At 69.3% G+C, this 26,728-nt stretch carries 23 protein-coding genes; 6 read left to right on the plus strand and 17 right to left on the minus strand.

The features are described 5' to 3' along the window. Window positions 1-6 precede the first annotated feature (6 nt). Complete coding sequence (locus KTR66_RS16320) at window positions 7-960, minus strand: tripartite tricarboxylate transporter substrate binding protein (RefSeq protein WP_213614290.1); 954 nt, start codon at window positions 958-960, stop codon at window positions 7-9. Between the two features lie 125 nt (window positions 961-1,085). Here KTR66_RS16320 and KTR66_RS16325 point away from each other — a divergent pair, with 125 nt between their 5' ends. Continuing rightward, on the plus strand, window positions 1,086-1,844 hold the full coding sequence (locus KTR66_RS16325; RefSeq protein WP_213614292.1) for an ABC transporter ATP-binding protein: 759 nt from the start codon (window positions 1,086-1,088) through the stop codon (window positions 1,842-1,844). Beyond that, window positions 1,841-2,641 (plus strand): ABC transporter permease, encoded by an 801-nt coding sequence (locus KTR66_RS16330; RefSeq protein ID WP_213614294.1) that lies wholly within the window; start codon window positions 1,841-1,843, stop codon window positions 2,639-2,641. The genes KTR66_RS16325 and KTR66_RS16330 overlap by 4 nt, the downstream gene beginning before the upstream one ends. A gap of 1 nt (window position 2,642) precedes the next feature. On the opposite strand, the gene asnB is transcribed toward KTR66_RS16330, so the two are convergent. The 5 genes from asnB to KTR66_RS16355 are packed head-to-tail and all read right to left on the minus strand — an operon-like array spanning window position 2,643 to window position 8,044. Next, window positions 2,643-4,394 (minus strand): asparagine synthase (glutamine-hydrolyzing), encoded by a 1,752-nt coding sequence (gene asnB / locus KTR66_RS16335; RefSeq protein ID WP_213614296.1) that lies wholly within the window; start codon window positions 4,392-4,394, stop codon window positions 2,643-2,645. A gap of 11 nt (window positions 4,395-4,405) precedes the next feature. After that, on the minus strand, window positions 4,406-5,416 hold the full coding sequence (locus KTR66_RS16340) for a glycosyltransferase (protein WP_249732192.1): 1,011 nt from the start codon (window positions 5,414-5,416) through the stop codon (window positions 4,406-4,408). After that, window positions 5,413-6,372, minus strand: a complete 960-nt coding sequence (locus KTR66_RS16345; protein ID WP_213614298.1) for a glycosyltransferase — start codon at window positions 6,370-6,372, stop codon at window positions 5,413-5,415. The genes KTR66_RS16340 and KTR66_RS16345 overlap by 4 nt, the downstream gene beginning before the upstream one ends. Continuing rightward, entirely contained in the window at window positions 6,369-7,133 is a 765-nt protein-coding gene (locus tag KTR66_RS16350; protein WP_213614299.1) for a glycosyltransferase family 2 protein, read from the minus strand. The genes KTR66_RS16345 and KTR66_RS16350 overlap by 4 nt, the downstream gene beginning before the upstream one ends. Further along, entirely contained in the window at window positions 7,130-8,044 is a 915-nt protein-coding gene (locus tag KTR66_RS16355; protein ID WP_213614301.1) for a glycosyltransferase family 9 protein, read from the minus strand. The genes KTR66_RS16350 and KTR66_RS16355 overlap by 4 nt, the downstream gene beginning before the upstream one ends. 66 nt (window positions 8,045-8,110) lie before the next feature. On the opposite strand from KTR66_RS16355, the gene KTR66_RS16360 reads away from it, so the two are divergent. Further along, window positions 8,111-8,926 (plus strand): folate-binding protein YgfZ, encoded by an 816-nt coding sequence (locus tag KTR66_RS16360; RefSeq protein WP_213614303.1) that lies wholly within the window; start codon window positions 8,111-8,113, stop codon window positions 8,924-8,926. Beyond that, window positions 8,919-9,380 (plus strand): isoprenylcysteine carboxylmethyltransferase family protein, encoded by a 462-nt coding sequence (locus KTR66_RS16365; RefSeq protein ID WP_213614304.1) that lies wholly within the window; start codon window positions 8,919-8,921, stop codon window positions 9,378-9,380. The genes KTR66_RS16360 and KTR66_RS16365 overlap by 8 nt, the downstream gene beginning before the upstream one ends. A gap of 88 nt (window positions 9,381-9,468) precedes the next feature. On the opposite strand, the gene KTR66_RS16370 is transcribed toward KTR66_RS16365, so the two are convergent. The 3 genes from KTR66_RS16370 to KTR66_RS16380 are packed head-to-tail and all read right to left on the minus strand — an operon-like array spanning window position 9,469 to window position 15,507. Continuing rightward, complete coding sequence (locus tag KTR66_RS16370) at window positions 9,469-12,615, minus strand: efflux RND transporter permease subunit (RefSeq protein WP_213614306.1); 3,147 nt, start codon at window positions 12,613-12,615, stop codon at window positions 9,469-9,471. Beyond that, window positions 12,612-13,847: an efflux RND transporter periplasmic adaptor subunit gene (locus KTR66_RS16375; protein ID WP_213614308.1), complete on the minus strand. Its 1,236-nt coding sequence runs from the start codon at window positions 13,845-13,847 to the stop codon at window positions 12,612-12,614. The genes KTR66_RS16370 and KTR66_RS16375 overlap by 4 nt, the downstream gene beginning before the upstream one ends. Window positions 13,848-13,860: 13 nt before the next feature. Continuing rightward, window positions 13,861-15,507, minus strand: a complete 1,647-nt coding sequence (locus KTR66_RS16380) for a TolC family protein (RefSeq protein WP_213614310.1) — start codon at window positions 15,505-15,507, stop codon at window positions 13,861-13,863. A 129-nt stretch (window positions 15,508-15,636) separates the two neighbouring features. Here KTR66_RS16380 and KTR66_RS16385 point away from each other — a divergent pair, with 129 nt between their 5' ends. Beyond that, on the plus strand, window positions 15,637-16,392 hold the full coding sequence (locus KTR66_RS16385; RefSeq protein WP_213614312.1) for a hypothetical protein: 756 nt from the start codon (window positions 15,637-15,639) through the stop codon (window positions 16,390-16,392). Window positions 16,393-16,438: 46 nt separating this feature from the next. Further along, complete coding sequence (locus KTR66_RS16390; RefSeq protein ID WP_213614314.1) at window positions 16,439-16,861, plus strand: DUF1489 family protein; 423 nt, start codon at window positions 16,439-16,441, stop codon at window positions 16,859-16,861. 56 nt (window positions 16,862-16,917) lie between these two features. Here KTR66_RS16390 and KTR66_RS16395 read toward each other — a convergent pair whose 3' ends face one another. The 8 genes from KTR66_RS16395 to mdh all read right to left on the minus strand — a co-directional run bounded on the left by KTR66_RS16395 (window position 16,918) and on the right by mdh (window position 26,657). Beyond that, window positions 16,918-17,145: a hypothetical protein gene (locus KTR66_RS16395; RefSeq protein WP_213614316.1), complete on the minus strand. Its 228-nt coding sequence runs from the start codon at window positions 17,143-17,145 to the stop codon at window positions 16,918-16,920. Between the two features lie 3 nt (window positions 17,146-17,148). Continuing rightward, window positions 17,149-18,384, minus strand: coding sequence for a 2-oxoglutarate dehydrogenase complex dihydrolipoyllysine-residue succinyltransferase (gene odhB, locus KTR66_RS16400; protein WP_213614318.1), 1,236 nt, complete (start codon window positions 18,382-18,384; stop codon window positions 17,149-17,151). A 78-nt stretch (window positions 18,385-18,462) separates the two neighbouring features. Then, window positions 18,463-21,342 (minus strand): 2-oxoglutarate dehydrogenase E1 component, encoded by a 2,880-nt coding sequence (locus KTR66_RS16405; protein ID WP_213614320.1) that lies wholly within the window; start codon window positions 21,340-21,342, stop codon window positions 18,463-18,465. Window positions 21,343-21,739: 397 nt separating this feature from the next. Continuing rightward, the gene (locus KTR66_RS16410; protein ID WP_213614322.1) at window positions 21,740-22,033 is read right to left on the minus strand and encodes a hypothetical protein; all 294 of its coding nucleotides are present in this window, start codon (window positions 22,031-22,033) and stop codon (window positions 21,740-21,742) included. 784 nt (window positions 22,034-22,817) lie between these two features. Further along, the gene (gene sucD / locus KTR66_RS16415) at window positions 22,818-23,714 is read right to left on the minus strand and encodes a succinate--CoA ligase subunit alpha (RefSeq protein ID WP_213614324.1); all 897 of its coding nucleotides are present in this window, start codon (window positions 23,712-23,714) and stop codon (window positions 22,818-22,820) included. 4 nt (window positions 23,715-23,718) lie between these two features. Further along, the gene (gene sucC, locus KTR66_RS16420) at window positions 23,719-24,939 is read right to left on the minus strand and encodes an ADP-forming succinate--CoA ligase subunit beta (protein ID WP_213614326.1); all 1,221 of its coding nucleotides are present in this window, start codon (window positions 24,937-24,939) and stop codon (window positions 23,719-23,721) included. A gap of 19 nt (window positions 24,940-24,958) precedes the next feature. Then, window positions 24,959-25,696 carry a metallophosphoesterase gene (locus KTR66_RS16425; protein WP_213614328.1) on the minus strand — a complete coding sequence of 246 codons (738 nt, stop codon included), beginning with the start codon at window positions 25,694-25,696 and terminating at the stop codon, window positions 24,959-24,961. Between the two features lie 7 nt (window positions 25,697-25,703). Next, a complete protein-coding gene (gene mdh / locus KTR66_RS16430) occupies window positions 25,704-26,657 on the minus strand; it encodes a malate dehydrogenase (protein WP_213614387.1) in 954 nt (317 codons plus the stop codon). Between the last annotated feature and the right edge of the window lie 71 nt (window positions 26,658-26,728).

Below are 26,728 nucleotides of genomic sequence, written 5' to 3' on the forward strand. Positions count from 1 at the left end.
TAAGCCTCACCCGGCGCGGCGGGCGACGCCCGAGCCGCGGATCGCCGCCTCCACGCCGGGGCGCACCTGCTGGATGAGCGCGGATGTCTCCGCGCCATCCAGCACGCGGGTCGCGATGCTGGCGCCATTCTGCCGCGCCTGCACCTCGGGCGCCCGCGCGGCGCTGAGCAGGGCATCCGCCAGCCTTTCGCGGATCGGCGGCGGCAGGCCCACGGGGCCGGCCCAGATGATGGGCTGGCGGGTCGCCGTCTCGAAGCCCTGCTCGATCAGCGTCGGCACCTCGGGGAATTCGGGCCAGCGATCCACGCTCGCACTCGCCAGCATGCGCAGATTGCCGGAGCGCACGAGGCCGATCATCTCCGGCGTGCCGGTGTAGGTGTCGATATGGCCGCCCGCCACCTGTGCGGCCGCATCGGTGATGCTGCCGAACTGGATGTAGTTCATCTCGAACCGCGCAAGGCGCTGGAACTCGAACATCGCGACCGCCGAACCCGGATTGGTGCTGGCGAAGGTGACCGGCCGGCGCCGTGCCTCGGCCACGAAATCGGCGAGGCTGCGCACATTCGGCATGGAGGGGCCGACCGGAAAGCCGATCCGCAGTTCGGAGGTCGTGCCCAGGATGTCGAAGCTCTCGAAGGGCCGGTAGGGCACCTCCATCGTGAGTGGCGCCACGACCAGCGCGGAGAGGCCGACGAGCCCGAAGGTGTAGCCATCGGGGCGCGAGGCCGCGATGCGCGCGGGGCCCAGCGTGCCGCCGGCGCCCGGCGTGTTGCGCACGATGACGCTGACGCCGAGCGCGCGCTCCATATGGGCTGCGATGGATCGCGCCACCACATCCGTGCCGCCGCCGGGGCCGAAGCCGGTGACGAGCTGGATCTCGCGCGTCGGCCAGGCTTGCGCGCTGGCCTGGAAGGCGGGAATGGCGAGGCTGGCGCCCGCGAGCAGGCTGCGGCGATGCATGGCGTGTCTCTCCCGGGTCGTGGCCTGGCTTGGGGCCGCGATCTCCGCCGCGAGCCTCCCTGGCGGGGCCGCGCGCTGTCAACGAAAACCGTGGAGGGGGTGACGATCAGCGCGGGGGGTCGCATATGCGGGAGGTGACCCAGGCCCTGATCGTCGAGAATCTCGTGAAATCCTACGCCGCGGATCGCCCGCCGGCGGTGGATGGGCTCAGCTTCACCCTCGCCCGCGGGCAGACGCTCGGCCTGCTCGGCGGCAATGGGGCGGGCAAGACCACCACCATCGCGATGCTGCTGGGCCTGCTGGTGCCGACATCGGGGCGGATCACGGCCCTCGGCCACGACATGGCGACGGACCGCTTCGCGGCACTGGCGCGGATGAACTTTTCATCCCCCTATATCTCGCTGCCGCACCGCATCTCGGTGCGCGAGAACCTGACCGTCTACGGCCATCTCTACAATGTGGCGGGCCTGAAGCGCCGCATCGCCGAACTGGCGGAGGAATTGCAGCTCACCGATTTCATCGACCGGCCGGCCGGCGAGCTTTCGGCGGGGCAGAAGACGCGCGTCGCACTCGCCAAGGCGCTGATCAACACGCCCGAACTTCTGCTGCTGGACGAACCGACCGCGAGCCTCGACCCCGATACGGGCGACTGGGTGCGAACCGGCATCGAGCGCTACCGGGAGGCGACGGGCTGCGCGATCCTGCTCGCCAGCCACAATATGGGCGAGGTGGAGCGGCTCTGCGGCCATGTGCTCATGCTCAAGCAGGGCCGCGTGGTGGATGAGGGCGCGCCGTCCGACCTCGTCGCCCGCTACGGGCGCGAGGATCTGGAGCAGGTGTTTCTCGACATCGCGCGGGGCACGCGCGTGGGGGAAGCCGCATGACGGACTCGCTGCGCCGCGTCTGGGGCCTCGTCTATCGGCATCTCGCGCTCTACCGGCGCTCCCCGCCGCGCGTGATCGAACTCATGTACTGGCCGATCCTGCAGATGATCGTCTGGGGCTTCATGACGACCTATCTCGCCGGCGTGCAGAACAACGTGGCCAGTGCCGCGGCCGGCGTGCTGCTGGGCGGCGTGCTGCTTTGGGAGGCGGCGCTGCGCAGCCAGATGGGCTTCTCCATCTCCTTCCTGGAGGAGATCTGGTCGCGCAACCTCGGCCATATCTTCGTCTCGCCGCTGCGCCCGGGCGAACTGGTGGCCGGGCTGATGGCGATGTCGGTGCTGCGGACGCTGATCGGCGTGGTGCCGGCCATCCTGCTCGCCTGGCTGCTCTATGCCTTCAACGTCTTCGACATGGGGCCGGCCATGGTGCTGTTCTTCACGGCGCTGATCCTGATGGGATGGGCGGTGGCGCTGGGCTGCACCTCGCTCATCCTGCGCTATGGCGCGGGCGCCGAAAGCCTCGCCTGGTCCGTGCTCTTCGGCATCGCGCCCTTCGCGGCCGTCTTCTACCCGGTGAGCACCCTGCCCGGCTGGTTGCAACCCATCGCCCTCTCCCTGCCGGCGGCGCATGTCTTCGAGGGGATGCGCGCGGCGCTGATGGAAGGGCGCGTCGCCTGGGGGCACCTCGCCGCGGCCTATGCGCTGAATGCGCTCTGGCTCGCCGGCACGGCCTGGCTGTTCATGCGGCAATTGCAGCAGGCGCGCACGCGCGGCGCGCTGCTGAACATCGGCGAGTGAGCTACGCCAGGTAATCGAAGACGTCGCCCTCGGCCGCGACGCCCTCGATGTGGCGGCGGTGCCAGAGCGCGTAGAAGAGCAGGTGCCAGGCGGCGGCACCCGGCTTCTTCTCGCCCGCATGGCGGAAGACCTGCTCGACGCGGCCGGGCTTGCAGATCTCCGCGATGCCGGGCTGGCGCGCGACCAGCGGGCCGAGTGTCGCCGCCTGGCGCTCGATCCAGGCGCCGACCGGGACGGTGAAGCCCTGCTTCGGGCGGAAGGGCTCGCTTGCCGGGAAATGCTTCGCGAGCCAGGCGCGCAGCAGATACTTGCCCTGGTTGTCCCGCACCTTCAGCGCATCGGGCAGGCGGAAGGCGGCTGCCGCCACGCCGGAATCGAGGAAGGGCGTGCGCCCCTCCACGCCATGCGCCATCAGGCAGCGGTCAAGCTTGGTCAGCAGGTCATTGGGCAGCCAATCCGCCACGTCCAGCGCCTGCGCCGCTTGCAGCCGCGTGCGCCCGCCTTGCGCGGCCTCGCTCTCGGCCGCCGCGATGCCGTCGCGCCAGAAGCGCGGCTCGGCCCGCAGCACGTCCAGACGGTCGAAGGTGCCGCGCGCGCGCATGGCGCGGCCCCAGCGCCACCAGGGCCGCATGGCGGAGCGGTAGCGGCCATAGCCGCCGAAGATCTCGTCGCCGCCCTCGCCGGAGAGCACGACCTTCACCTCCTGCCGCGCGCGGCGCGCGAGGAACCAGGTGGGGATGATGGCGTAATCCGCCGCAGGGTCATCCATGCAGGCCACGATCTCCGGCAGATGCCGCCAGACCATCGCCTCATCGACCATGACCTCGACATGCTCGGCGCCGGCCGCTTCCGCGGCGCGGCGGGCGGCGCCGCGTTCATCGGCGGCACCCTTCACGTCGAAGCCGGCCGTGAAGGCCTTCACCGGCTTCTCGTTCAGGCGCGCCATCATGGCGAGGATGGCGGCACTGTCCGTGCCGCCCGAGAGAAACAGGCCATAGGGCACGTCGCTGCGCTGGTGCAGCGTGACGCTCTCCTCCAGCGCGGCGTCGAGACGGGCCAGTGCCGCGTCCTCACCGATGGATTCCGGCGGACCTTCCGGCAGTGCGGCGCGGCGATGCCGCTCGACGACCTTGCCATCGGCGATCGTCAGGCTCTCGCCGGGCAACAGGCGCCGGATGCCCTGGAAGATGGTCTCCGCACCCGTGGTGAATTGCAGTTGGAGCAGCTCGTCCCGCGCCTCGGGGCGGATGCGCGCCTCGGCGAAGCCGCCCGCGATCAGCGCCTGCGGTTCGGAGGCGAAGGCGATGCCAGCCTCTGTCTCGGCGATGTAGAGCGGCTTGATGCCGAAGGGATCGCGCGCCAGCACGAGGCGGCGCGCCGGGCGGTCATGCAGCGCGATGGCGTACATGCCGCGCAGATGGTCCACGAAAGCAAGGCCATCGCGGCGATAGAGATGCAGCGGCGGCTCGCAATCCGATTGCGTGGCGCAGAGCAGCTGGTTCTGCTCACGCAGCTCGCGGTAATTGTAAACCTCGCCATTGGCGACCAGCGCGGCACCGCCCGCGAAAAGCGGCTGGTCCCCGGTGACGAGATCGATGATCGAGAGGCGGGTATGCGCGAGCGCCACCGCACCCGCCACATGCTGACCCGAGCCGTCGGGGCCGCGATGGGCGAGGGCCGCGACCATGGCGTCCAGCGCGCCCTCGGGTGCCTGGGCGTTCGGGCGCAGCGCGAGGCCGGCGAGGCCGCACATCTATCGATTCCTCATCGCTGCACCTTGTGCAGGAAATCGCGCCATTGCGCGAGGACCGTCGCCTCGGCGAAGTCGCGCTCGAAGGCGGCCCGGCCCATGGCCGCCAGGCGCGCGGCGCGCTCAGGCTCCGCCAGCAGGGCGCGGATCGCCTGCGCCAGGGCCTCGGGCGCATCCACCGGCACCAGCAGCCCGGTCTCGCCATCCTGGATGAGCTCCGATGGCCCCTGCGCGGCGGCGGCAATGACGGGCCGCGCGGCGGACCAGGCCTCCAGCACCACATTGCCGAGCGGCTCATGGCGCGAGGGGCAGAGGAACAGATCGCAGCCGGCCAGCAGCCCGCCGGTGTCCTCGCGCCAGCCCAGCAGGCTCAGGCGGTCCGCCACGCCGCATTCCCGCGCCAGGGCTTCGAGGGCCGCGCGCTCCGGCCCCTCGCCCGCGATGCTGAGATGGGCGCCGGGCACGAGCGCCAGTGCGCGGATCAGCGTGTCGAAGCCCTTGTTCGCGTGCAGGCGGCCCATGGCCAGAAGCTGCAGGCCGGGCGCCGGGGCCACGCCGGCGAAGTCGCTGGCGAAGTTGGGCAGGAAATGGACGCGCTCCTCCGGCCAGCCCTGGCTGATGATCCAGCGGCGCAGATCGCGCGTGTTGCCGACCAGGTGGTCGCAGTGGCGGTAGTACTTGAGGTCGTAATAGCCGCCGAGGCGGCCCACCAGCGTCCATTCGCCGCGCGGCGTCATGCCCGCCGCGCGGTTCATCCAGGCCATCGCCACGCGCGGCCGCCAGTCGGTGAGGATGCGGTTGAGGCGCATCGGCGTGAGGATGTCGAGCGCGCCGCCGAAGCGCAGCTCCACCGGGCGAGCCTCGGCAAGCCGCTGCGCGCGGCCCGCATCGCGGCGGATGACCGGCAGCACCTCCTCGCCCGCGCGATGCAAAGCCAGCGTCAGCCGCTCGTAGAAGGCCTCGGCGCCTCCCTGCGGCGCGCCGGCCATGATGTTGGCCAGGCGGATCGAAGGGGCGTGGCTCATGCGAGAGCCTCGAAGGCCTGTGCCACGTCGGTCCAGTTGGGCCCCGGGCCGCGCGCAAGTGCCGCGCGATGCATGCGCAGCCAGAGCGCGTCGTCGCGGAGCAACGCCCGCGCGCCCTCGACGAACGCTGCCTCGCTGCGGGCGACGATGCCGGTCAGGCCATCCTCGATGCGCTCGGCGACAGCCCCGCGATCCATCACCACGCAGGGCAGGCCGGCCGCCTGCGCCTCGGCCACCGCGAGGCAGAAGGTCTCGCCCGGGTCGCCCAGGTAGAGCATGCAGCGCGCCTCGGTCAGGCGGGCCAGCAGCTCCGGCCGCGGCAGGGGATCGAAGAGGGAGATGCCCGCCACCGCGCCGACCCGCGCGAGGATAGGCGCCGCCCGCGCCGCGAGGCGCGCGTCATCGCCATAGGTCGCCGCCCCCGAATAGGCATGCAGCTCCCCGCATCCGATGTGCGGCCAGAGCCTCGCCAGCTCATCCAACCCCCGCAGCGGGTTGGAGGTGAAGATCGCGACCGGCGGCGGCGCCGCGCGCTCGGCCGTCGAGGCATCGAAGGGCGGCGCCACAGCCAGCGGGATCTCAGCGCGCAGCCCGGGCAGCCAGCGCGGCAGCGTGGCCGTGTGATGCGGCCCCAGTGTCACCAGCGCCGGCCGCGCCAGCAGCAGCGGCCAGGCATGGCGGGGCTTGTTCAGGTAGCGCGCCGGATTGTGCAGCCAGAGCACGCGCCGCCCCTGCGGCAATTCGCGGAACAGCCGCGGCACGCGGGTTGCGATCACCAGATCCGCGCGCTCCGGCAGCGCCGCGCGCTCGCCCTCGAAATGCAGGATCAGTTCATGCCCGCGCCGGGCGAAGGATTGCGCGAGCAGCGCCACCGCCGTCTCCACGCCACCCAGCGGCCGCTGACCGATCGCATCCGCCTCGATGCGCGGCCCCTCATTGGCCAGCACGATCTTCACGGCCGATGCCGCTCCGGCTCCAGCTTCGCCTTGAGGTAGGAGAGCAGCGGGAAGAGCCCCGCGCAGAGCGCGATGAGCAGCCCCCAGCCGCCCTCCTTGTAGCCCTTGCGCCCGATCAGGCATTTGAAGGTGCGTGAGATGAAGCGCCGCACATTATTGCCGAGCGTACCGATATCGCCCTCGGCCAGCAGGTCCGCCGCCTTGGCGCTGCTGTAGCGGTCGAGCCTTCGCAGCATGTCGGAGATGTCGCGATCCAGCTCGTGACGGATGCCATGCGCCGTCAGCCGCCCGCCCTCGCTCCCGTTCCAGTCGAGGCCCGGATGCACGCGCTGCGCCCGCCAATGCTTCGCACCCCGGCGGAACAGGATGGGCTTCAGCGTGGTGCCGAAGCTGCCGCCCCAGCCATGGAGGATCAGCCGCTCGCCCACGTAATTGTCGATGCGCACGCGGTGGAAGGCAGCGCTGCTGCGTTCGATGACGGCGCGGATCTCGGCACCCAGTTCCGGCGGCACCCGCTCATCGGCATCCACCTCCAGGATCCAGTCGCCCGAGCAGGCGGCGATGCCGGCATTGCGGCGCTCGCCCTCCAGCGTCCAGCCGCCCTCCAGCACCACTGCACCCGCGGCGCGGGCGATCCCGGCACTCGCATCCGTGCTGCGATCCAGCACCACCACGATCTCATCGGCGAAGCCGAGTGTCGCGAGGCAGGCGGGCAGCCGCGCCTCCTCATTGCGCGCGACGACGAGGGCGGAGAGCCTCATGCCGGCACCGGCAGCGCCAGCACGCGCGAGGCCGCCTCCACCACCTGCTCCACCGCGAGGCGCTGCATGGGCGTATTCGCCGGCGGCCCCTTGGCCAGCACGGCCTGGGCGCGGGCGCCGACGGGGGCGTATTCGCTGGCCGGTGTGGGGCCGAAGAGGCCCAGCGTCGGCGCGCCGGTCGCGGCCGAGAGATGCATCAGCCCGGAATCATTGCCGATGAAGAGCGCGCCGCGCGCCAGCACCGCCGCCGCCTCGGGCAGGGAAAGCTGGCCCACCAGATCCAGCGCCTCCGGCAGGGCGGCCAGCACGGGCTCGGCCATCTGCCGCTCCGCCTCGCCCGGCCCACCCAGGATGGCGAGGCGCGCGCCCGGCAGCAGGCCACCCGGCCCGGTGAGCTTCTGGGCCAGCGCGATGAAGCGCTCGGCCGGCCACATCTTCACCCGCCAATTGGCGGTGGGCCCCAGAATCAGCCAGGGGCCGCCCGGCAGCAGCGCGGCCGCCCGCGCCGCCTCGGCCTCACCGAACCAGGCGACGGGGCGCGGCGCGGGCGTCACGCCCAGCGTCTCCGCGATGTGCAGCAGCCGGTGGCCGGAGCGGCGGCCGCCCTTCATCACCGCGCGCTTCTTCGCCAGCAGCGTCCAGGCGATGGCCGAGCCGCGCAAATCCACCACCAGTTCCCAGCGCCGGAAGGCCACCTGGCGCCACAGCTCCAGCCAATGCAGGGACCAACGCCGCTTGGTGACGGGGATGATGCACTCCAGCCCCGGCATGCGGGCGAAGACGCCCTCCGCCACCGTCCCGCAGACGATGGTCACGGCCGCGCCCGGGTTCTCGCGCAGCAGATGGTCGAGCAGGCCCGTGGAGAGCACGGCGTCGCCGATGCGGGTGGAGGTGATGAACAGGATGCGCACGGGGGGAGCCTCTAGCAGAAAGAGGGCCGCTTGAACCCCCCGGCGGAAGCCGCCACATGCCTCCCCATGCCGATCGCCACCCTGACCGACCGCGCCGTCCTCGAAGTGACCGGCGAGGACCGCCTCGCCTTCCTCCAGGGCCTGGTGTCCAACGACGTGACCGAGGCCGCCCCCGGCCGCGCCGTCTGGACCGCCCTGCTGACGCCGCAGGGCAAGTGGCTGGCCGATTTCTTCCTGACCGCCGAGGCCGACCGCCTGCTCATCGACGCCGAGGCGGAACAGGCCGGGATGCTCATGCAGAAGCTGCTGCGCTTCCGCCTGCGCTCCAAGGTGGCCATGGCGCCGCTGGCGGGCTGGGTGGTGCAGGCCGGCTGGGGCGGGGCCGCGATGCCCGCCGGCGCCACCCCCGATCCGCGCCTACCCGAGGCCGGCTGGCGCTGGATGACCGCCACTCCAGCCCCCGCCGACGCGACGGAAGACGCCTATGACGCGCATCGCCTAAGCCTCGGCCTGCCCGACGGCTCGCGCGACATGCAGGCCGAGCATTCCGTCCTGCTGGAGGCAGGCTTCGACGAGCTGCACGGCGTCTCCTGGTCCAAGGGCTGCTACATGGGGCAGGAACTCACGGCGCGGACCAAGTATCGCGGCCTGGTGAAGCGCCGCCTCGTGCCCGTCGCCGTGGAGGGCCCCCTCCCCGCGCGCGGCACGCCCGTCACCCAAGGCGCCGCGGAGGTGGGTGAGATGCGCTCCGGCCGTGAAGGCCGGGGCCTCGCGCTGCTGCGGCTTTCGGCGCTGAGCGCGGGCCCGCTGGAATGCGGCGGAGCACGGCTCCTCCCGCTCGTTCCGGCCTGGATGAAGCTGCCGGAGGCGAGCGATGCCTGAGGCGGATCACGGCCCCGGCGTGCGCGTCCCGCCGCCGGTGATGGTGGCGGTGGCGCTGGCCCTCGCCTGGGGCATGCAGAAGCTGCTCCCGGTGCAGCTCGGCCCGCCCGCGGTGGCGCTGGGCGGCATGGTGATCTTCCTCGCCATGGGCTGGGTGGGCTGGGCGCTGCTGGTGCTCGTCCGCGCCGGGAACGACCCACGGCCGGACAAGCCAGACAGCGCCTTCGTGGCCGCCGGCCCCTACCGCTTCGGCCGGAACCCGATCTATTTCGGCTTCCTGCTCTTCCTCGCCGGCGTGGCGCTCAGCTGGGGCACGCTCTGGGCCTGGCTCGCCGTCGGCGCCACCTTCCTGGCACTCGACTGGCTCGTGGTGCGGAAGGAGGAAGCCTATCTCCGCACCCGCTTCCCAGAGAGCTACCCCGCCTACGCCGCGCGCACGCGACGCTGGCTTTAGCGTCTGATCGCCTTTGGTGGGATCACCAAAGGCGTGAAGCAGCCTCTCAGCATGGTCTGAAGCGTGATCAATCTCTGTTGATGACGCTTCAGCTCGAAGCCGGCTTCTCCGCCGGCTTCGGCTTGCGCTTCCGCTCTTCCCAGCGCTGCAGCACCGTGAAGAAGGCCGGCACGAAGAGCACCGCGAGGCCGGTATTGGCCAGCATCCCCGACATCACCGCGATGCCGATCGAGTTGCGCGCCGAAGCGCCCGCCCCCGTCGCCAGCGCCAGCGGCAGCACGCCGAGGATGAAGGCGATGGAGGTCATGATGATCGGCCGGAAGCGCACCCGCGCCGCCTCGATCGCCGCCTCCTCGATCTCCATGCCCTTGGCCCGCAATTCGCGCGCGACCTCGACGATGAGGATCGCGTTCTTGGAGCCCAGCGCGACCAGCAGCACCAGACCGATCTGCGTGTAGAGGTTGTTCGCGATGCCAAGCCCGATCAGCGCCGCCGCCGTGCCCAGCAGCGCCAGCGGCACGGCGAGGATGACGCCCACCGGCGCGAGCCAGCTCTCATACTGCCCGGCCAGCACCATGTAGACCAGCAGCAAGGCGAGCGCGAAGACCAAGTACATCTGGCTGCCCACCTGCGCCTCCTGGTAGGAGAGCGCGGTCCAGTCGAAGCCCGTGCCCGGCGGCAGCACATGCCGGCCGATCTGCTCCATCAGCCCCATCACCTCGCCCGAGCTGAAGCCCTGCGCCGGGATGCCGCTGATCATCGCCGCCGGATAGAGGTTGTAGAGGTTGATGAGCGAGGGGCCGAGCTCCATCCGCCAGGAGGCCAGCGCGCCCACCGGCACCATCTGGCCCTGGCGGTTGCGCACATGCAGCTGGCCGATGTCGTCCGGGTTGATGCGCGCATCGCCATCCGCCTGGACATAGACCTGGAAGGTGCGGCCGAAGCGGTTGAACTGGTTGACATAGGTGGAGCCCAGATAGCTCTGCACGGTCGAGAAGACGTCCGCCACGCCCACCTGCAGCGCCTCGGCCTGCACGCGGTCCACCTCCACACGCAGCTGCGGCACCTCGGCGCGGAAGGTGGTGAAGGCGCGGTTGATGGCCGATTGCGAGGAAGCGTTCTCGACCACCGTGTCGGTCAGGCGCTGCAGCTTGGTCCAGTCGAAGACGCCGTCCCGCAGCTCGACCATCATCGAGAAGCCGGAGGCATTGCCGATGCCCTGGATGGGCGGCGGCGGCAGCACGCTGATCGCGGCATCCTGATAGGTGCTGAAGCGCCGCAGCATGGTGGCGTAGAGGCCGCGCAGGTCTCTTCCGCTGCTGGGCGGGCGCAGCGACCAGTCATCCAGGATCACGTAGATCACGCCCGCATTCACCAGCGTGGCGTTGTTGTCCAGCACGGAGACGCCCGTGATGACGATGGTCTGCGCGACGCCCGGGATGGCGCGCACCTCGGTCTCGACGTCGGTCAGCACGCGATGCGAGCGCTCAAGCGAGGCGCCGTCGGGCAGCTGCACGCTGAGCAGCAGATAGCCCTGGTCCTCGGTCGGGATGAAGGCCGTCGGGATCCGCGTCAGCCCCCAGCCGGCCAGCCCGATCATGCCCAGCGCCAGCACGACCGAGACGCGCGCATGCCGGACGATGAAGCCGACCACCCGCGTATAGCCCCCCTCCACCACGCCGAAGCCGCGATTGAACACCCGGCAGAAGATGTTGCGCTTCTCGGGCGGTGTCGCGGGCTTCAGCCACATGGCGCATTGCGTGGGCTTCAGCGTCGCCGCGTTGATCGCGCTGATCAGCGCGGTGGCGGCGATGACGAGCGCGAATTGCCGGTACATCTGCCCCGTCAGCCCGGGCAGGAAGGCGGCCGGCAGGAACACCGCCATCAGCACCAGCGTGATGCCGATGATCGGGCCGAACAGCTCGTCCATCGCCTTGCCGGCCGCGACATGCGGCTCCTCGCCCTTGTCGATGTGATGGGCCGCGGATTCCACCACCACGATCGCGTCATCCACCACGATGCCGATGGCGAGCACGATGGCGAAGAGCGTGGAGAGGTTGATGGTGAAGCCCAGCGCCGCCATGGCCGCGAAGGCGCCGATGATGGTGACCGGCACCGTCGTCGCCGGCACCAGCGTGGCGCGCCAGTCCTGCAGGAAGACGAGGATGACGGCCAGCACCAGCACGCCCGCAATGATGAGCGTGACATAGACCTCATGGATCGAGGCCTGCACGAAGACGGTCGTGTCGAAGGGGACGGCCCAGGTCATGCCCTCGGGGAAGTCGCGCGAGAGGCGCTCCATCGTCGCCTTCACCTGTGCGGCCACCTCCAGCGCATTGGCGCCGGGCAGCTGGAAGATGCCAAGACCGGTGGAGGCGCGGCCGTTCCAGTTGAAGATCTGGCTGTAGGTCTGGGCACCCAGCTCGACGCGGCCCACATCGCGCACGCGGATGAAGCGCCCGCCCGGCTCGGCCTTGATGATGATGTCCTCGAACTGCGAGACATCCTCAAGGCGGCCCAGGATGTTCAGCGTGATCTGGAAGGCCTGGCCCGAGGGCGCGGGCTGCATGCCGAGCTGCCCCGCCGCCACCTGCTGGTTCTGCTGCTGCAGCGCCGTGATCACATCGGCCGGCACCAGGCCGCGCGCCTGCATCTGGTCGGGGTCGAGCCAGATGCGCATGGCGTATTCAGCCGCGCCGAAGACGCGCACCTGGCCCACGCCGGGCAGACGCGCCAGCTCCTGCATCAGGTTGATCGTCGCGTAATTCGCGAGGAACAGCCCGTCATGCCGCGGATTGCTGGAGGCCAGCGTCACGATCTCCAGGATGGAGCTGGCATGGATCTGCGTGGTGACGCCCTGCATCTGCACCGGCGCGGGCAGCTGCGCGAGCGCGGAGGAGACGCGGTTCTGCACCAGCACCTGCGCCATGTTCGGATCGGTGCCGATCTCGAAGGAGACGGTGAGGTTGTAGGAGCCATCCGCCGCCGATTGCGACTGCATGTAGATCATGCCGGCGACGCCGTTGACCTGCTGCTCGATCGGCAGGGCCACCGTGTCCACGATGGTCTGCGCCGAGGCGCCCGGATAGCTGGTGGTGACGGTCACCGTGGGCGGCACCACGTTCGGATACTGCGCGACCGGCAGGTTGAAGACCGAGACGGCACCGATCAGCACGAAGAGCATCGCGATGACGTTGGCGAGGATGGGCCTCGCGATGAAGAAGCGCGAGATCATCGGCTGGGCTGCGCCTGGGGGGCCGATTGCGCCGGGCGGGTGGGCGTCGCGACGGCGGGCGTCGGATTGGCCACCGTGCCGGTGACCGGCTCGGCCGAGGGCGGCGCGATGGTGCCGCGCTGAACGGTGACGCGCGCGCCCGGGATGGCGCGCTGCAGGCCGGAGATCACCACCTGGTCCTCCGCCTTCACCCCCTCCTCGATCACGCGCAGCGTGCCGATGCGCTGGCCCAGCACCACGGGCCGCTGCTCGATGGTGGAATTGGCGCCGACGACGAGGAGGTAGGAGCCGAGCTGGTTCGAGCCGAGTGCCGCCTCCGGTACCATCAGCGCATCCGGCCGCGTGCGGATCGGCACGCGCACCCGCACGAAGAGGCCGGGCAGCAAAGTCTGGTCGGCATTGGCGAAGAGGCCGCGCAACTGCAGCGTGCCCGTCGCGGGGTCGAGCTGCGGCGCGATATAGTCGAGCCGCCCGCCGATGCGGAACTGGGAATCGCCCGCCAGCGCGATCTGCACCGGCGGCGCGTTCTCGCCCAGCTGGTCCGGCCGGCGGATGCCCCGCCCGTCCAGCTCACGCCGGATGCGCAGCAGATCGCGCTCATTGACCGAGAAATTCACATGGATGGGCGAGAGCTGCACCAGGGTCGCGAGGCGCGTCGGCGTCGAGGCGCCGACCATGGCGCCCACATCCACCATATGCGCGCCGGCCACGCCGTCGAAGGGCGCCGTCACATCGGTATAGCCAAGGTTGATGCGGGCCAGCGCGAGATTGGCCTGCGCCTCGGCCAGCGTCGCCTGCGCCTGGTCGCGCTGCGACTGCCAGCGCTCGAGGTCCGCCTGCGCGGTCGCGTTCTGGCTGATCAGCCGCTGCTGGCGCGCCAGTTCGGCATTGGCGCGGTCCAGCAGCGCCTGGTTCTGCTGCACCTGCGCCTCGGATTGCTGGACCTTGGCGCGATACTGGTCGGGCTCGATCTGGAACAGGCGCTGGCCGCTGCGCACCACAGCGCCATCGGCGTAGTCGATCGAGCGCAGGAAGCCCGGCACCCGCGCGACGAGGTCAATCACGCTGACCGCGACGGTGCTGCCCGTGGCTTCCAGATATTCCGTGGCCGGCCCCACCGCGGGGGTCGCCGCCGTCACCTGCGGGGGCGGCGGCGGCACGAAGGTGTTGTCCTCCTTGCAGCCGAGCAGCGCGCCCGTGATCAGCAGCAGGCTGGCATGACGTCGGATCATCGGGATGCTCACGCTAGAAGGTGGGTTGAGGCAGCAGACCCTGGGTCCGCGGCGGGGTCAGGCGGCCATCGTCGTAGTCGAGCAGCGGGCCCCAATCGGTGCGCAGCGCCATCTGCCGTCGCGTCGCCTCGGTGACGAGCGGCCGCCCCTCGCGGATCTCCCAGCCGCCGCCGAGCGCGCGATAGACGGAGATGAGGCCCTGCGGGATGTCGGTCTCCGCGATGGCGAGCTGATCCTCGTATTCCAGCAGGATGCGCTGGCTGAGCAGCACCGTCGTGTAGTCCGTCTGCCCCTGCTCATACTGCGTGAGCGAGACGGCGGCGGCGCGGCGCGAGGCCGCGACGGCGCGCCGCAGCGAGACGGCGGCCTGCTGCGCGCCCGCGAAGGCGGCGAGCCCGTCCTCCACCTCGCGCTGCGCCTGCAGCACGGCCTGCTGGTAGGTGAGCAGCGCGGCCTGGAGCACCGCATCCTGCGCGCGCACCTGGTTGGTGATCTGCCCCCAGTTCAGGATGTTCCAGACGACCGAGGGGCCGGCGGTGAAGCTCGTCGAATTGCGCCAGGCGCCGCCGGAATTGAGCCGCAGGCTGCCCGCATCCGTCGCCAGGAAGCCGAAGCTGCCGCTGATCGAGAAGGCGGGGAAGAGATCGGCCCGCGCCACGCCGACGCGGGCACTCTGCGCCGCCGCATTGGCGATGGTGAGCCTGAGATCCGGCCGGCGGCGCAGCAGGTCGGCCGGCACGCCGGTCGCCACCATCAGGCGGGGGCGCGGGATCGGGCCTGGCTGCAGCAGGGGCCGGACCTCGGCAGGCGTGACACCCAGCAGCACGGCCAGCGCGTTGCGCGCGCGCTCGATCTGCGCCTCCAGGCCCGGCACGAGCGCCTCGGTCCCGGAAAGCTGCGACTGCGCCTGGTCGGGGTCGCGCTCGCTGGTCGCGCCCTCGCGGAAGCGCACGCGCGCGATTCGCAGCGATTGCCGCTGCAGGTTGATATTGGCCTTGGTGATGGCGAGCCGCGCTTCCAGCCCGCGCATGTTCACATAGGTCGCCGCCACGTCGCTCAGCAGGCTGACCATCGCATTGTCGTAATCCGCGATGGAGGCGACGAGGTCGGCGTCGGAGGCTTCGATGGCGCGGCGGAAGCGGCCCCAGAAATCGATTTCCCAGGCGGCGGTGATGCCGGCGCGGCCCAGATTGTAGCTCCGCGTGCCGCCCGCGATGCCGCCGGCATTGTTGGTGTTCGCGCGCTCGGCCAGCAGCAGCCCATAGGCCTGCTGCTGCTGCGGGTAATAGGCGCCGACGGTGGCCGCCAGCACGGCGCGCGCCTGCAGCACGCGCACGCCGGCCCGTTGCAGGGTGAGGTTCTGCGCCGCCGCCGTCTCGATCAGGCGGTTGAGCGTCGGGTCGTTCAGGCTGCGCCACCAGGCGGTATCGGCCGGCGGGCAGGTGGTGGTGGCGCTGGGCACGCAGGCGCTGACGGGAAGATTGGGTGCGGCGGCCCAGCTGGTGTCGAGCTGCGCGGGCGGGCGCGCGAAATCGGGGCCCACCATGGTGCAGCCGCCCAGCATCGGCACGGCCAGGGCCAGCACGGCCCGGCGGCCCGGGGCGCGGGGTGGCTCGCCGGCTCCCGCGGCGCGCCGCGGCATGGTTTCATCAGACGGCACGGGCACCCATCCTCACTCGATTCATTCAAACCCAGAGTGAACGATATGGACCCAGCGCACGGCTGAGAAGGGCTATCCCGCGCGACGCGGCTTCATCGCGTGTTAATCCTCCATGGCAATGATCGGGGCGTGGAACCGCTTGCCGCCCTCCCTGTCCCCTCCGCCCAGCCGGCTGCCGCGGCGCCCCGCGCCCGCCAGCCTTTGCCCGGTGGCTTCGCCGTCGCCCTCGCCTCCGCGCAGGAGGCCGCGCCGCGCGTCCGGGGCGTGGCCCTCTCGGGCATCGGCCCCCGCCCCTGGGAGGCGGCGCCCAACCCCGAATTCCGCCAGCGCATCGCCCAGGCCGAACGCAGCGCCGAGCACGCGCGGGACGGCTACGGCGTGCGAAACCCGCGTTCCGGCGCGCTCGGCCGCTACCAGTTCCTGCCGAGCAGCCTGCTCGACCTCGGCTGGAAGAACGCCCAAGGCGGCTGGACCGCGCTCGCCGAGCGCCATGGCGTGCGCAGCGAGGCCGATTTCCTGGCCAATCCGGCCGCGCAGGAGGCCGCGATGTCCCACTTCCTCCGCCGCGTCGAGGTGCAGCTCGAGCGCAATGGCGTGATGACGCGCCAGGGCGGTACGGTGCGCGGCCTGAACGGGGAGGAGATCAGCCTCACCGAAGGCGGCATGGTCGCCGCCGCGCATCGCCGCGGCTCGGGCATGCTGGCGCGCTATCTGGCGCACCGGACCAGCACGCCCGATGCGCCGCTCTCGGCGCGCGAGCGTTCGGCCTTCCAGGCGGTGGAGCGCCGGCTGCAGGATTTCGGCCCGGTCGCCTATGCCAGCTTGCGGCCGCAGCCGAACCGCGCGCTGGCAGCCGCACCGGGGGCGAATCCACCGCCCTCGTAACATCCCCGCTTGCCCGACTCCGCTCCGGGGCCACATGCAGGGGGCCATGCTGCACATGCTGAAGCTCTCCGTCGGCCCCAAGGATGTCGCGCAGCTGCGCGCCATCCAGAAGCTGCGCGCCGTGGCCGACCCGCCGCTGCGCCATCAGACGCGCATGATGCCCAAGCGGCGCGAGGAGATCCTCGATGGCGGCAGCATCTACTGGGTGGTGTCGGGATTTTTGCAGGTGCGGCAGCGCATCATCGACATCATCGAGGACCAGTGGGATGACGGCACGCCCTGCGCCGGCCTGGTGCTGGACCCGAAGCTGGTGATGGTGGAGGCACGGGCGACCAAGGCCTTCCAGGGCTGGCGCTACCTGTCGCCGGAAGACGCGCCCCCCGATGTAGTGGAGGGCGTGGCGGCGTCGGGCATGGAGTCCCTGCCCCCCGCGTTGAAGGCTGCACTCCGCGAAGCAAGGCTGATCTGATTCCTGGGGTCCGGGGCCTCTCGGCCCCGGCGGGTCCAGGGCAGAGCCCTGGAGACTTAAAACTCCCGGCGCGGCGGCCGCCGGTCGCGCGGCGGCGGCGCCGGCTGCGCCAGATCCGCCTCCAATTCCTTGATCTTCGCCTTCACCGAATCCCGCAGGGCGGGGGTGGCATGCGCCTTCATCCCCGCCAGCACTTCCTTCAGGTCGCGCAGCTGCTTTTCCTTCTCCGGCCGCGTGCGGGAGATGGGGCGGTTGTCGCTGAGCTGGCCTTCACGCGAACGCATGGCTCAGACCCCCAGCATCAGGCGGCGCGGATCCTCGATCGCCTCCTTCACGCGAACGAGGAAGGAGACGGCCTCCTTCCCGTCCACGATGCGGTGATCGTAGGAGAGCGCGAGATACATCATTGGGCGGATCTCGATGGACTTGCCCACGGCCATCGGGCGGTCCTGGATCTTGTGCATGCCGAGGATGCCCGATTGCGGCGGGTTCAGGATCGGCGTGGACATGAGCGAGCCATAGATGCCGCCATTGGTGATGGTGAAGCTGCCGCCCGCCATCTCCTCCAGCTTGAGCTGGCCATCGCGCACGCGCTTGCCGAAATCGGCGATGCGCTTCTCGATCTCCGCGAAGCCCATGGTGTCGGCGTTGCGCAGAACCGGAACGACCAGGCCCGAAGGCCCGCCGACCGCGATGCCCATATGGACGAAGTTGCGGTAGATGACCTCATCGCCCTCGATCTCGGCATTGACGGCCGGGAATTCCTGCAGGGCGGCAACGCAGGCCTTCACGAAGAAGCTCATGAAGCCGAGCTTCACGCCGTGGCGCTTCTCGAACTGGTCCTTGTACTCGTTCCGCAGGCCCATGACGGCGCCCATGTCCACCTCATTGAAGGTGGTGAGCATGGCGGCGGTGTTCTGCGCCTCCTTCAGGCGGCGGGCGATGGTGGCGCGCAGGCGCGTCATCTTCACCCGCTCCTCGCCGGCTTCGAGCGAGCGCGCGGGCTTGGCGGAAGCGGCAGGGGCCGAGGCCGCGGCGGGGCGGCTCAGGAAATCCAGCACATCGCCCTTGGCGATCCGGCCATCCTTGGCGGAACCGGCGCCGATCTGGGCGGCGGAGACGTTGTTCTCGGCCATCAGCTTGGCGGCGGCGGGCAGCGGGGCGGGGGTCGCGGCCGGCGCATGCCCGCCCGGGGCGGTGCCATGCTGCTCGGCCGAGGCGACGGAGCCGCCCCCGGTGCCGACGGGCTTGGCGGCGGCGGTCGAGGGCGCGGCGGGCTTGCCCGCGCCGGCGGCGATGCTGCCCAGCACGGCGCCCGGCTCGACCTCGGCGCCGGTCTGGGCGGCGATCGCCTCCAGCACGCCGGCGGCGGGGGCATTCACCTCGACCGTGACCTTGTCGGTTTCCAGTTCCACCAGCGGCTCATCGGCGGCCACCGCCTCACCGGCCTGCTTGAGCCACCGCGCGACGGTCGCGGTGCTGACGCTTTCACCCAGGGTGGGCACGAGAATGTCGGTTGCCATGGTTTTCCACTTTTTCCTGGAACTGGTCTTAATCCATTTGGGCCTGGAGCGTCACTTGGTGACGCTCCAGCTTTCGCATCAAAGGCCGAGCGCCGCGCGCACCAGCGCATCCTGCTGCGTCTGGTGCACCTTGGCGAGGCCGGTGGCCGGGCTCGCCGCTTCCTCGCGGCCGACGAAGACGGGGCGACGGCCGGGCGCACCCAGATCGCTCAGCACCTTTTCGATCCGGCGATCCACGAAGTGCCAGGCGCCCATGTTTTCGGGCTCCTCCTGGCACCAGACGATCTCGGCATTCTTGTAGGGCGCCAGCGCCATCGCCAGGCTGTTCGCGGGGAAGGGATAGAGCTGCTCGATGCGGATCAGCGCCACATCATTCACGCCCTTGTCGCGCCGCTCCTGCAGCAGGTCGTAATACACCTTGCCGGTGCAGAGGACGACGCGCTTCACCTTCTCCTCCGGCGCGATCGCATCCACTTCGGGGATCACGTAGCGGAAGGCCGAACCCGGGCCGAACTCGGCCAGGCTGCTGACGCAGAGCTTGTGGCGCAGCAGCGACTTCGGCGTCATCACCACCAGCGGCTTGCGGTAATTCGCCTTGAGCTGGCGGCGCAGCGCGTGGAAGTAGTTGGCCGGCGTCGTGAAGTTGCAGACGCGCATATTGCGCTCGGCGCAGAGCTGCAGATAGCGCTCGGGCCGCGCGGAGGAGTGCTCCGGCCCCTGCCCTTCATGCCCGTGCGGCAGCAGCATGACGAGGCCCGACATGCGCAGCCACTTCGTCTCGCCCGAGGCGATGAACTGGTCGATGATGACCTGCGCGCCGTTCGCGAAGTCGCCGAACTGCGCCTCCCACAGCACCAGCGTCTTGGGGTCGGCCAGCGAATAGCCGTAGTCGAAGCCGAGCACGCCCGCCTCGGAGAGCAGGGAATTGAAGGCCTCGAAGCGCGCCTGACCCTCACGGATGTGGTTCAGCGGCGCGTATTCGCGCTGGTCGTTCTGGTCCACCAGCACGCAATGGCGGTGGCTGAAGGTGCCGCGCTGCACATCCTCGCCCGAGAGACGGACGCGATGGCCTTCCAGCAGCAGCGTGCCGAAAGCGAGCGCCTCGCCGGTCGCCCAATCAATGCCCTCGCCGGTCTCGACCGCGGTCTTCTTGGCTTCGAGCTGACGGACGATCTTGGAATTGGCGTTGAAGTCGGCCGGCACGCGGCAGAGCGCGCCACCCACCTCGCGCAGCGTGTCGAGGCTGACGGCGGTGTCGTGCAGCTGCTCCACCTGGTCGGTGCTGCCCACGGCCTTGAGGCCGGTCCAGTGCCCTTCCAGCCAATCCGCCTTGTTCGGCTTGAAGCTGGCCGCGGCCTCGAAGGCCTCCTCCAGCTTGGCGTTGAAGGCATCCTGGATGGATTGGGCGTCCTCGGCCGTGACCGCGCCCTCGGCGGCGAGGCGCTCGGCATAAAGGGTGCGCGTCGTCTTCATCTGCCGGATGCGGCTGTACATGGTGGGCTGCGTGAAGGCCGGCTCGTCGCTCTCATTATGGCCGTGGCGGCGATAGCAGACGATGTCGAGCACGATATCCGCCTGGAAGCGCATGCGAAACTCGGCGCAGAGCTGCGCGCACCAGACCACCGCTTCCGGGTCGTCGCCATTCACGTGCAGGATCGGCGCCTGGATCGCCTTGGCCACATCCGTGCAGTAGAGGCCCGAATAGGCATGGGCCGGCACGGTGGTGAAGCCGATCTGGTTGTTCGTCACGATGTGGATCGTGCCGCCGGTGCGGTAGCCGATGAGCTGGCTCATCGCCAGCGTCTCATAGACCAGGCCCTGGCCGGCAAAGGCGGCATCGCCATGCAGCAGGATGCCCATGACGCTGGAGCGCGTCTTCACATCGCCCGCCATGTCCTGCCGCGCGCGCACCTTGCCGGCGACGACGGGGTTCACGGCCTCAAGGTGGGAGGGGTTGGGCTGCAGCGAGAGATGGACGCGCTTGCCCTCGATCTCGACATCGGTCGAGGTGCCGAGGTGGTACTTCACATCGCCCGAGCCCTGCACGTCATCGGGCTTGAAGCTCGATCCCTTGAACTCGGAGAAGACCTGCATGTAGGGCTTCTTCACGACGTTCACGAGCACGTTGAGGCGCCCGCGATGCGCCATGCCGATGGCGATCTCCTTCACGCCCTCGCGCGCCGCGGTCTCGATCACGGTCTGCACGGCGGGGATGGTGCTCTCGCCGCCCTCCAGGCCGAAGCGCTTGGTGCCGACATACTTCTTCGCGCAGAAGGCCTCGAAGCCCTCCGCCTCGGTCAGCTGCACCAGGATCTGGCGCTTCTGCGCGGCGGTGTAGCCATTCACCCAGGGCGCGCCCTCGACGCGCTGCTGGATCCAGGACTTCTGGTCAGGGTCCTGGATGTGCATGAACTCGACGCCGATCGGCCCGCAATAGGTGGCGCGGACGCGCTGCATGATCTCGCGCACCGTGGCCGTCTCGAGGCCGAGCACATTGTCGATGAAGATGCGGCGGTCGAGGTCGGCCTCGGAGAAGCCCCAGAAGGCGGCGGAGAGCTCGGGATGGGCAGGCGGCACCTGCAGGCCGAGGGGGTCGAGCTTGGCTTCCAGATGGCCGCGCACGCGATAGCTGCGGATGAGCATCAGCGCGCGGATGCTGTCCAGCACGGCGCGGCGCGTTTCCTCGGGGTCGGTCGCGCGGCTCTGTGCGGCCGCACCGCCCTTCGGCGCGGGCTTGGCCTCCTCGGCCGGCGCGAAGCCGCCGCGCGGGCGCGGCGCCCAGGAGGCGCCCATCGCATCGGTCAGCACCGCGCGCGCATCATCGTTCAGCGCGGCGAAAAGCTCGGCGAAGGAGGGGTCCACCGAACCCGGGCTCTCGACCCAGCGCGCGTAGGTATCAGCGAGATAGGCGGCGTTCGCGCCATTCATCGCACTCGCGAGGATGTCCACTCCGGCCATTCTTTTTCCACGGGCGCGTCTTGCGGCGGCCCGGCCCTTCCTTGTTCACGGCATTCCTGCCCCAGTCTGAGACTGGGCGGATTCCAGTGAACATAGACCTAAGCCCGAGGCAGGGGCAGCCCCTCTCCGCATGGGAGAGTTGAGGAAATCGGCGTTCTGAAAACGCAATGATAACAACGCAAAAGGGCCGGACGAATCCGGCCCTTTTCCTACCCCAGAAGTCAGAAATTCAACCCGTCAGCGCGCGCACCATGGTCGAGCCCAGGCTCGCTGGCGTGTCGGCGATATGGATGCGCGCCTCGGCGATCGCCACGTGACCGCGGCCTGCGGTCACCCCCCCGGGAATCGAGCGACAACCCCAGCAGCTTTTCTCAAGGCAGAAACCAGGCGGAACAGATCAGATGCGCGCCAAAATTCGCGGCGCCCTGATCCGCGTCGTTTCCTCTGGACGCGACTTTGGAGCCACGATCAGAAATTTCTCATCGCCAGCCACATCGCTTAAATCTTCAACAAAATCAATGAGCTCATCCGCATCGCGCGCGCCTGAGCGGGTGAGCTTGGCTGCCTCCCGAACGGAAAAGATCAGGGCATCCGTGTCTGTCTTGATTCCCTTAGTCTCTTTGATTTGCTTAATTAAATCAATGATATCCTGTGGAAGCTCGACTGTCTTCCGGCAGATCGTGGCTGACATAGCGGGTTCCGTTGATTGTGATGCGCACCGAATGCGCAGCAGATGCGAATGGAGCCATGCTCCTACACCCGGAACCTGACGCTAGCAAGCCAAAAGACGGGACCACCAACCGCTACCCCCGTGAATCTGCTCGCGAATCGTCAAAAAAATGCACCACGCAAGAAAATTGCGCGAACCTCGCGGGGCGCACACGAACTGCAATTTTGGCTACATATGGACCGCAAATTTAGTGCTTGACTTACGATCAATATGTGCTTTGAATATGCCTCAGATGATCATCCAGTGCATGGAGGAGCCGATGTACCGCCCCTGGCCGAGAGGCCCGCCGACCCACCAGTCCCGACGCAACACGAGAGGAGATTCAAATGTTCAATAGGAGGTTACCCCCGCCCCGCGGCCCGCCGCGCCAAACTCGCCAGGGCGAAGTCGCAGCAGCCCAAATCCCAGACGGGGCGGCGCAGGACCAAGAAGTTCTGGGAAGGATGGAGCAAGTTTGCTGAGCGGGTGCTCGCCGTTGCCCGTACCCGCGCAGGTGAGCTCTTCTGGCAAGCCTTGGCGACCGCCTTTATTTTCCTGCTGTCGCACGCTACCGCGCGAATCCTGGCAAATACGTTCCGCTAGGCCATGAAGCGTGGAGGCGGAATCGCAGAAACGCTGTAGCATCCAGCCGGCAAAGGGCAGACCGCGCGGAGTGAGCGCAGCGCGGTCAAGGTATCACAAACAGCCTGCCAGCCGCCGCTGGCAGGCTGTTTCACGTCCGGCCTGAAGGCCGCGGGCTTGCCTTTTACTTCGCCAAGGCCTTGACCATGGTGGAACCCAGGCTCGCCGGCGTATCGGCGATATGGATGCCCGCCTCGGCCATCGCCGCCATCTTGGCGGCCGCCGTGTCCTTGCCGCCCGAGATCACGGCGCCCGCATGGCCCATGCGGCGGCCCGGAGGCGCCGTGGCGCCGGCGATGAAGCCCACCACCGGCTTGTTCGGCTTGCCCGGCCCGAAATTCTCGGACTTCAGGAATTCCGCCGCCTGGATCTCGGACTGGCCGCCGATCTCGCCGATCATGATGATGGACTTGGTCTCGTCATCCGCCAGGAACAGCTCCAGCACGTCGATGAAGTCCATGCCCTTCACCGGGTCACCGCCGATGCCGACGCAGGAGGACTGGCCGAGCCCGGCCGCCGTGGTCTGCGCCACCGCCTCATAGGTCAGCGTGCCGGAGCGGCTGACGATGCCGACCGAACCCCGGCGATGGATATGCCCCGGCATGATGCCGATCTTGCAGGCATCCGGCGTGATGACGCCCGGGCAGTTCGGCCCGATCAGCAGCGAGGAGGAGCCATCCAGCGCGCGCTTCACCTTCACCATGTCGAGCACCGGAATGCCCTCGGTGATGCAGATGATCAGCGGCATCTCGGCATCGATGGCTTCCAGGATGGAATCCGCCGCGAAGGCCGCCGGCACGTAGATGACCGAGGCGTTGGCGCCGGTCGCTTCCTTGCATTCGGCCACCGTGTTGAAGACCGGCAGGTTCAGCGTCGGGTGCATGGTGCCGCCCTTGCCCGGCGTCACGCCGCCCACATAGGTGCTGCCATAGGCGATGCCCTGGCTGGCGTGGAAGGTGCCCTGCGCGCCGGTGAAGCCCTGCGTCATCACGCGCGTGTTCTTGTCGACGAGAATGGCCATGGACTTAAGCCCCCTTCGTCATGCCGGAGGCATGCTCAGATTTAACGGCAGCGACGGCCTTCTGGGCGGCGTCGGCGAGGTTGTCGGCCGCGATGATCGCGAGCCCGGATTCCGCCAGGATCTTCTTGCCCAGCTCCACATTCGTGCCCTCGAGGCGCACGACCAGCGGCACCTTGAGCGAGAGGTTCTTCGACGCCTCGACGATGCCGGTCGCGATCATGTCGCACTTGGCGATGCCGCCGAAGATGTTGACCAGGATGGCCTTCACATTCACGTCCGAGGTGATGATGCGGAAGGCCTGCGTCACGCGCGCACTGTCCGCCGTGCCGCCGACATCGAGGAAGTTCGCCGGCGAGGAGCCATAGAGCTTGATGATGTCCATGGTCGCCATGGCCAGGCCCGCGCCATTCACCATGCAGCCGATCTCACCATCGAGCGCCACATAGTTCAGGTCGTTGTTGGTGGCATCCAGCTCCTTCGGGTCCATCTCGCTGTCGTCGCGCAGCGCTTCCAGATCCTTGTGGCGGAACAGCGCGCTGTCATCGAAGGAGACCTTGGCGTCCAGCGCCACCACATCGCCGCCCTTGGTGACGACCAGCGGATTGATCTCGACGATCGCGCAATCCAGCTCCAGGAACGCCTTGTACATGGCGTCCACGAACTTCACGAAGCTCGACACCTGCTTGCCCTCGAGGCCGAGGCCGAAGGCGAGCTTGCGGCCATGAAAGCCGGAAATGCCCGAGGCCGGGTCGATCGCGACCTTCAGGATCTTCTCGGGGTGGTGCTCGGCCACCTCCTCGATCTCCATGCCGCCCTCGGTCGAGGCCATGATCAGCACGCGGGAGCTGTCGCGGTCCACCAGCAGCGAGAGGTACAGCTCGCGGGCGATGTCGCAGCCCGCTTCCACATAGACGCGGCTCACCACCTTGCCCTCGGGCCCGGTCTGCTTGGTGACCAGCGTCGAGCCGATCATCGCCGCCGCGGCCGCCTTGGCCTCCTCCGGCGACTTGGCGAGCCGCACGCCGCCCTTGCCGTTCGGGTCATTGGTGAAGCGGCCCGCGCCGCGCCCACCCGCATGGATCTGGCTCTTTACGACGTAGATCGGGCCCGGCAGCTTCTTCGCCGCGGCTTCGGCCTCGTCGGCGTTCCAGGCCACATGGCCTTCGAGGACGGCCACGCCGTAGCGGCGCAGCAGCTCCTTCGCCTGGTATTCGTGGATGTTCATGCTCGGGTGGTCCTTCGGGTCAGCTCAGATTTCCTGTGGCGAGCGCGCGCGACCAGTCATCCCGGCCGTGGCGCGCCGCCTCGGACGCGGCGGCGTCCCAGTCATACTCGATGGCGTGGAAATTGACACGCCATGTGCCGTGGCGCCGCTCCAGCAGCGCCCAGCGGGCATGCGGGGAGCCCGCCTGCATCACATGCGGGTAGGGAACGGTGTCGGTATAGGCCGGCTGGCCGACGGAGCCCGGGTTCACCACGAGGCGTCCGTCCCGCAATTGCATCGCATGCGCGCGGTGCGTGTGCGCCGTCAGCACCAGGCTTTCGCCCGCGGGTTTCGGCAGCAGGACTTCCACCTCACCCGGCACGCGCTCGCGGATGCCGTGGCGGGTGGATTCATGCATCACATAGGTCAGGTCATCTTCGGGCAGGCTGTGCATCGCCAGGATGCCATCGCCACGCCAGCTCATCGGCCGGGCGCCAAGCGCCGCGCGCTGTGAGTCGGAGAGCCGCGCCTGGGTGAAGCGGTCCGTCGTGCCCAGCGCCTCAGGCGCCTCGAAGGCCACCCAGCGGTCGTGATTGCCACGCACCGCGATGGCGCCGGCGGCCGCCAGCATCTCATAGGTCTCGGAGGGCCAGAGCGGCCCCGAGACCGCGTCGCCCAGCTCGATCAGCAGATCGGGCCGGGCGGCCGCGACGGATTCCAGAACCGCCGCCAGGGCCAGGCGGTTGCCGTGCACATCGGCGATCACGGCAACCCGCATGGGCTGCTCAGACGCCGAGCGCCTTGAAATCCTCGACCAGCTTCTTCACCGCGTCGCAGGACTTCACGAAGGCCGCCTTCTCTTCCGGCAGGAACTCGACCTCGACGATCTTCTCCACGCCGCCCGCGCCGATCACCACCGGCACGCCGACATAGAAGTCCTTCATGCCGTATTCGCCGTTCAGCATCACGGCGCAGGGCAGGACGCGCTTCTTGTCCTTCAGGTAGCTCTCGGCCATCGCGACCGCCGAGGCCGCCGGCGCGTAGAAGGCCGAACCGCGCTCCAGCAGCTTCACGATCTCGCCGCCGCCATTGGCCGTGCGGTGCACGATGGCGTCGATCTTCTCCTGCGTCGTCCAGCCCATCTTGATGAGGTCCGGCACCGGGATGCCGGCGACGGTGGAATAGCGGGTCAGCGGCACCATGGTGTCGCCATGGCCGCCCAGCACGAAGGCCGTCACATCCTCGACCGAGACCTTGAACTCCTCGGCCAGGAAGAGGCGGAAGCGCGCGCTGTCCAGCACGCCGGCCATGCCGACCACCATGTGCGGCGGCAGGCCCGACTTCTGCTGCAGCGCCCAGACCATGACGTCGAGCGGGTTGGTGATGCAGATCACGAAGGCGTTGGGGGCGTAGGTCTTGATGCCCTCGGCCACCTGCGCCATCACGCCGGCATTCTTGGTCAGCAGGTCGTCACGGCTCATGCCGGGCATGCGCGGGAAGCCGGCGGTGACGATGATCACGTCCGCCCCCGCGATGGCCGCGTAGTCGCTGCCGCCGCTCAGCGCCGCGTCGAAGCCGTCCACCGGGCTCGACTGCGCGATGTCCAGCGCCTTGCCCGCGGCCACGCCGCCGAAGACGTCGAACATCACGACGTCACCCAGCTCCTTCAGGCCGATGAGGTGGGCGAGCGTGCCGCCGATGTTGCCGGCGCCGATGAGGGCGATCTTGTTGCGGGCCATGGGGATTCCCTGTTCTTTGGCCACACCCGTGCGGCCTTCCTCGATGCGGTGCCCCGGCTTGCTTCCCGGTT

The organism is Roseococcus sp. SDR (genome assembly GCF_019083995.1).
Taxonomy (GTDB): Bacteria; Pseudomonadota; Alphaproteobacteria; order Acetobacterales; family Acetobacteraceae; genus Roseococcus.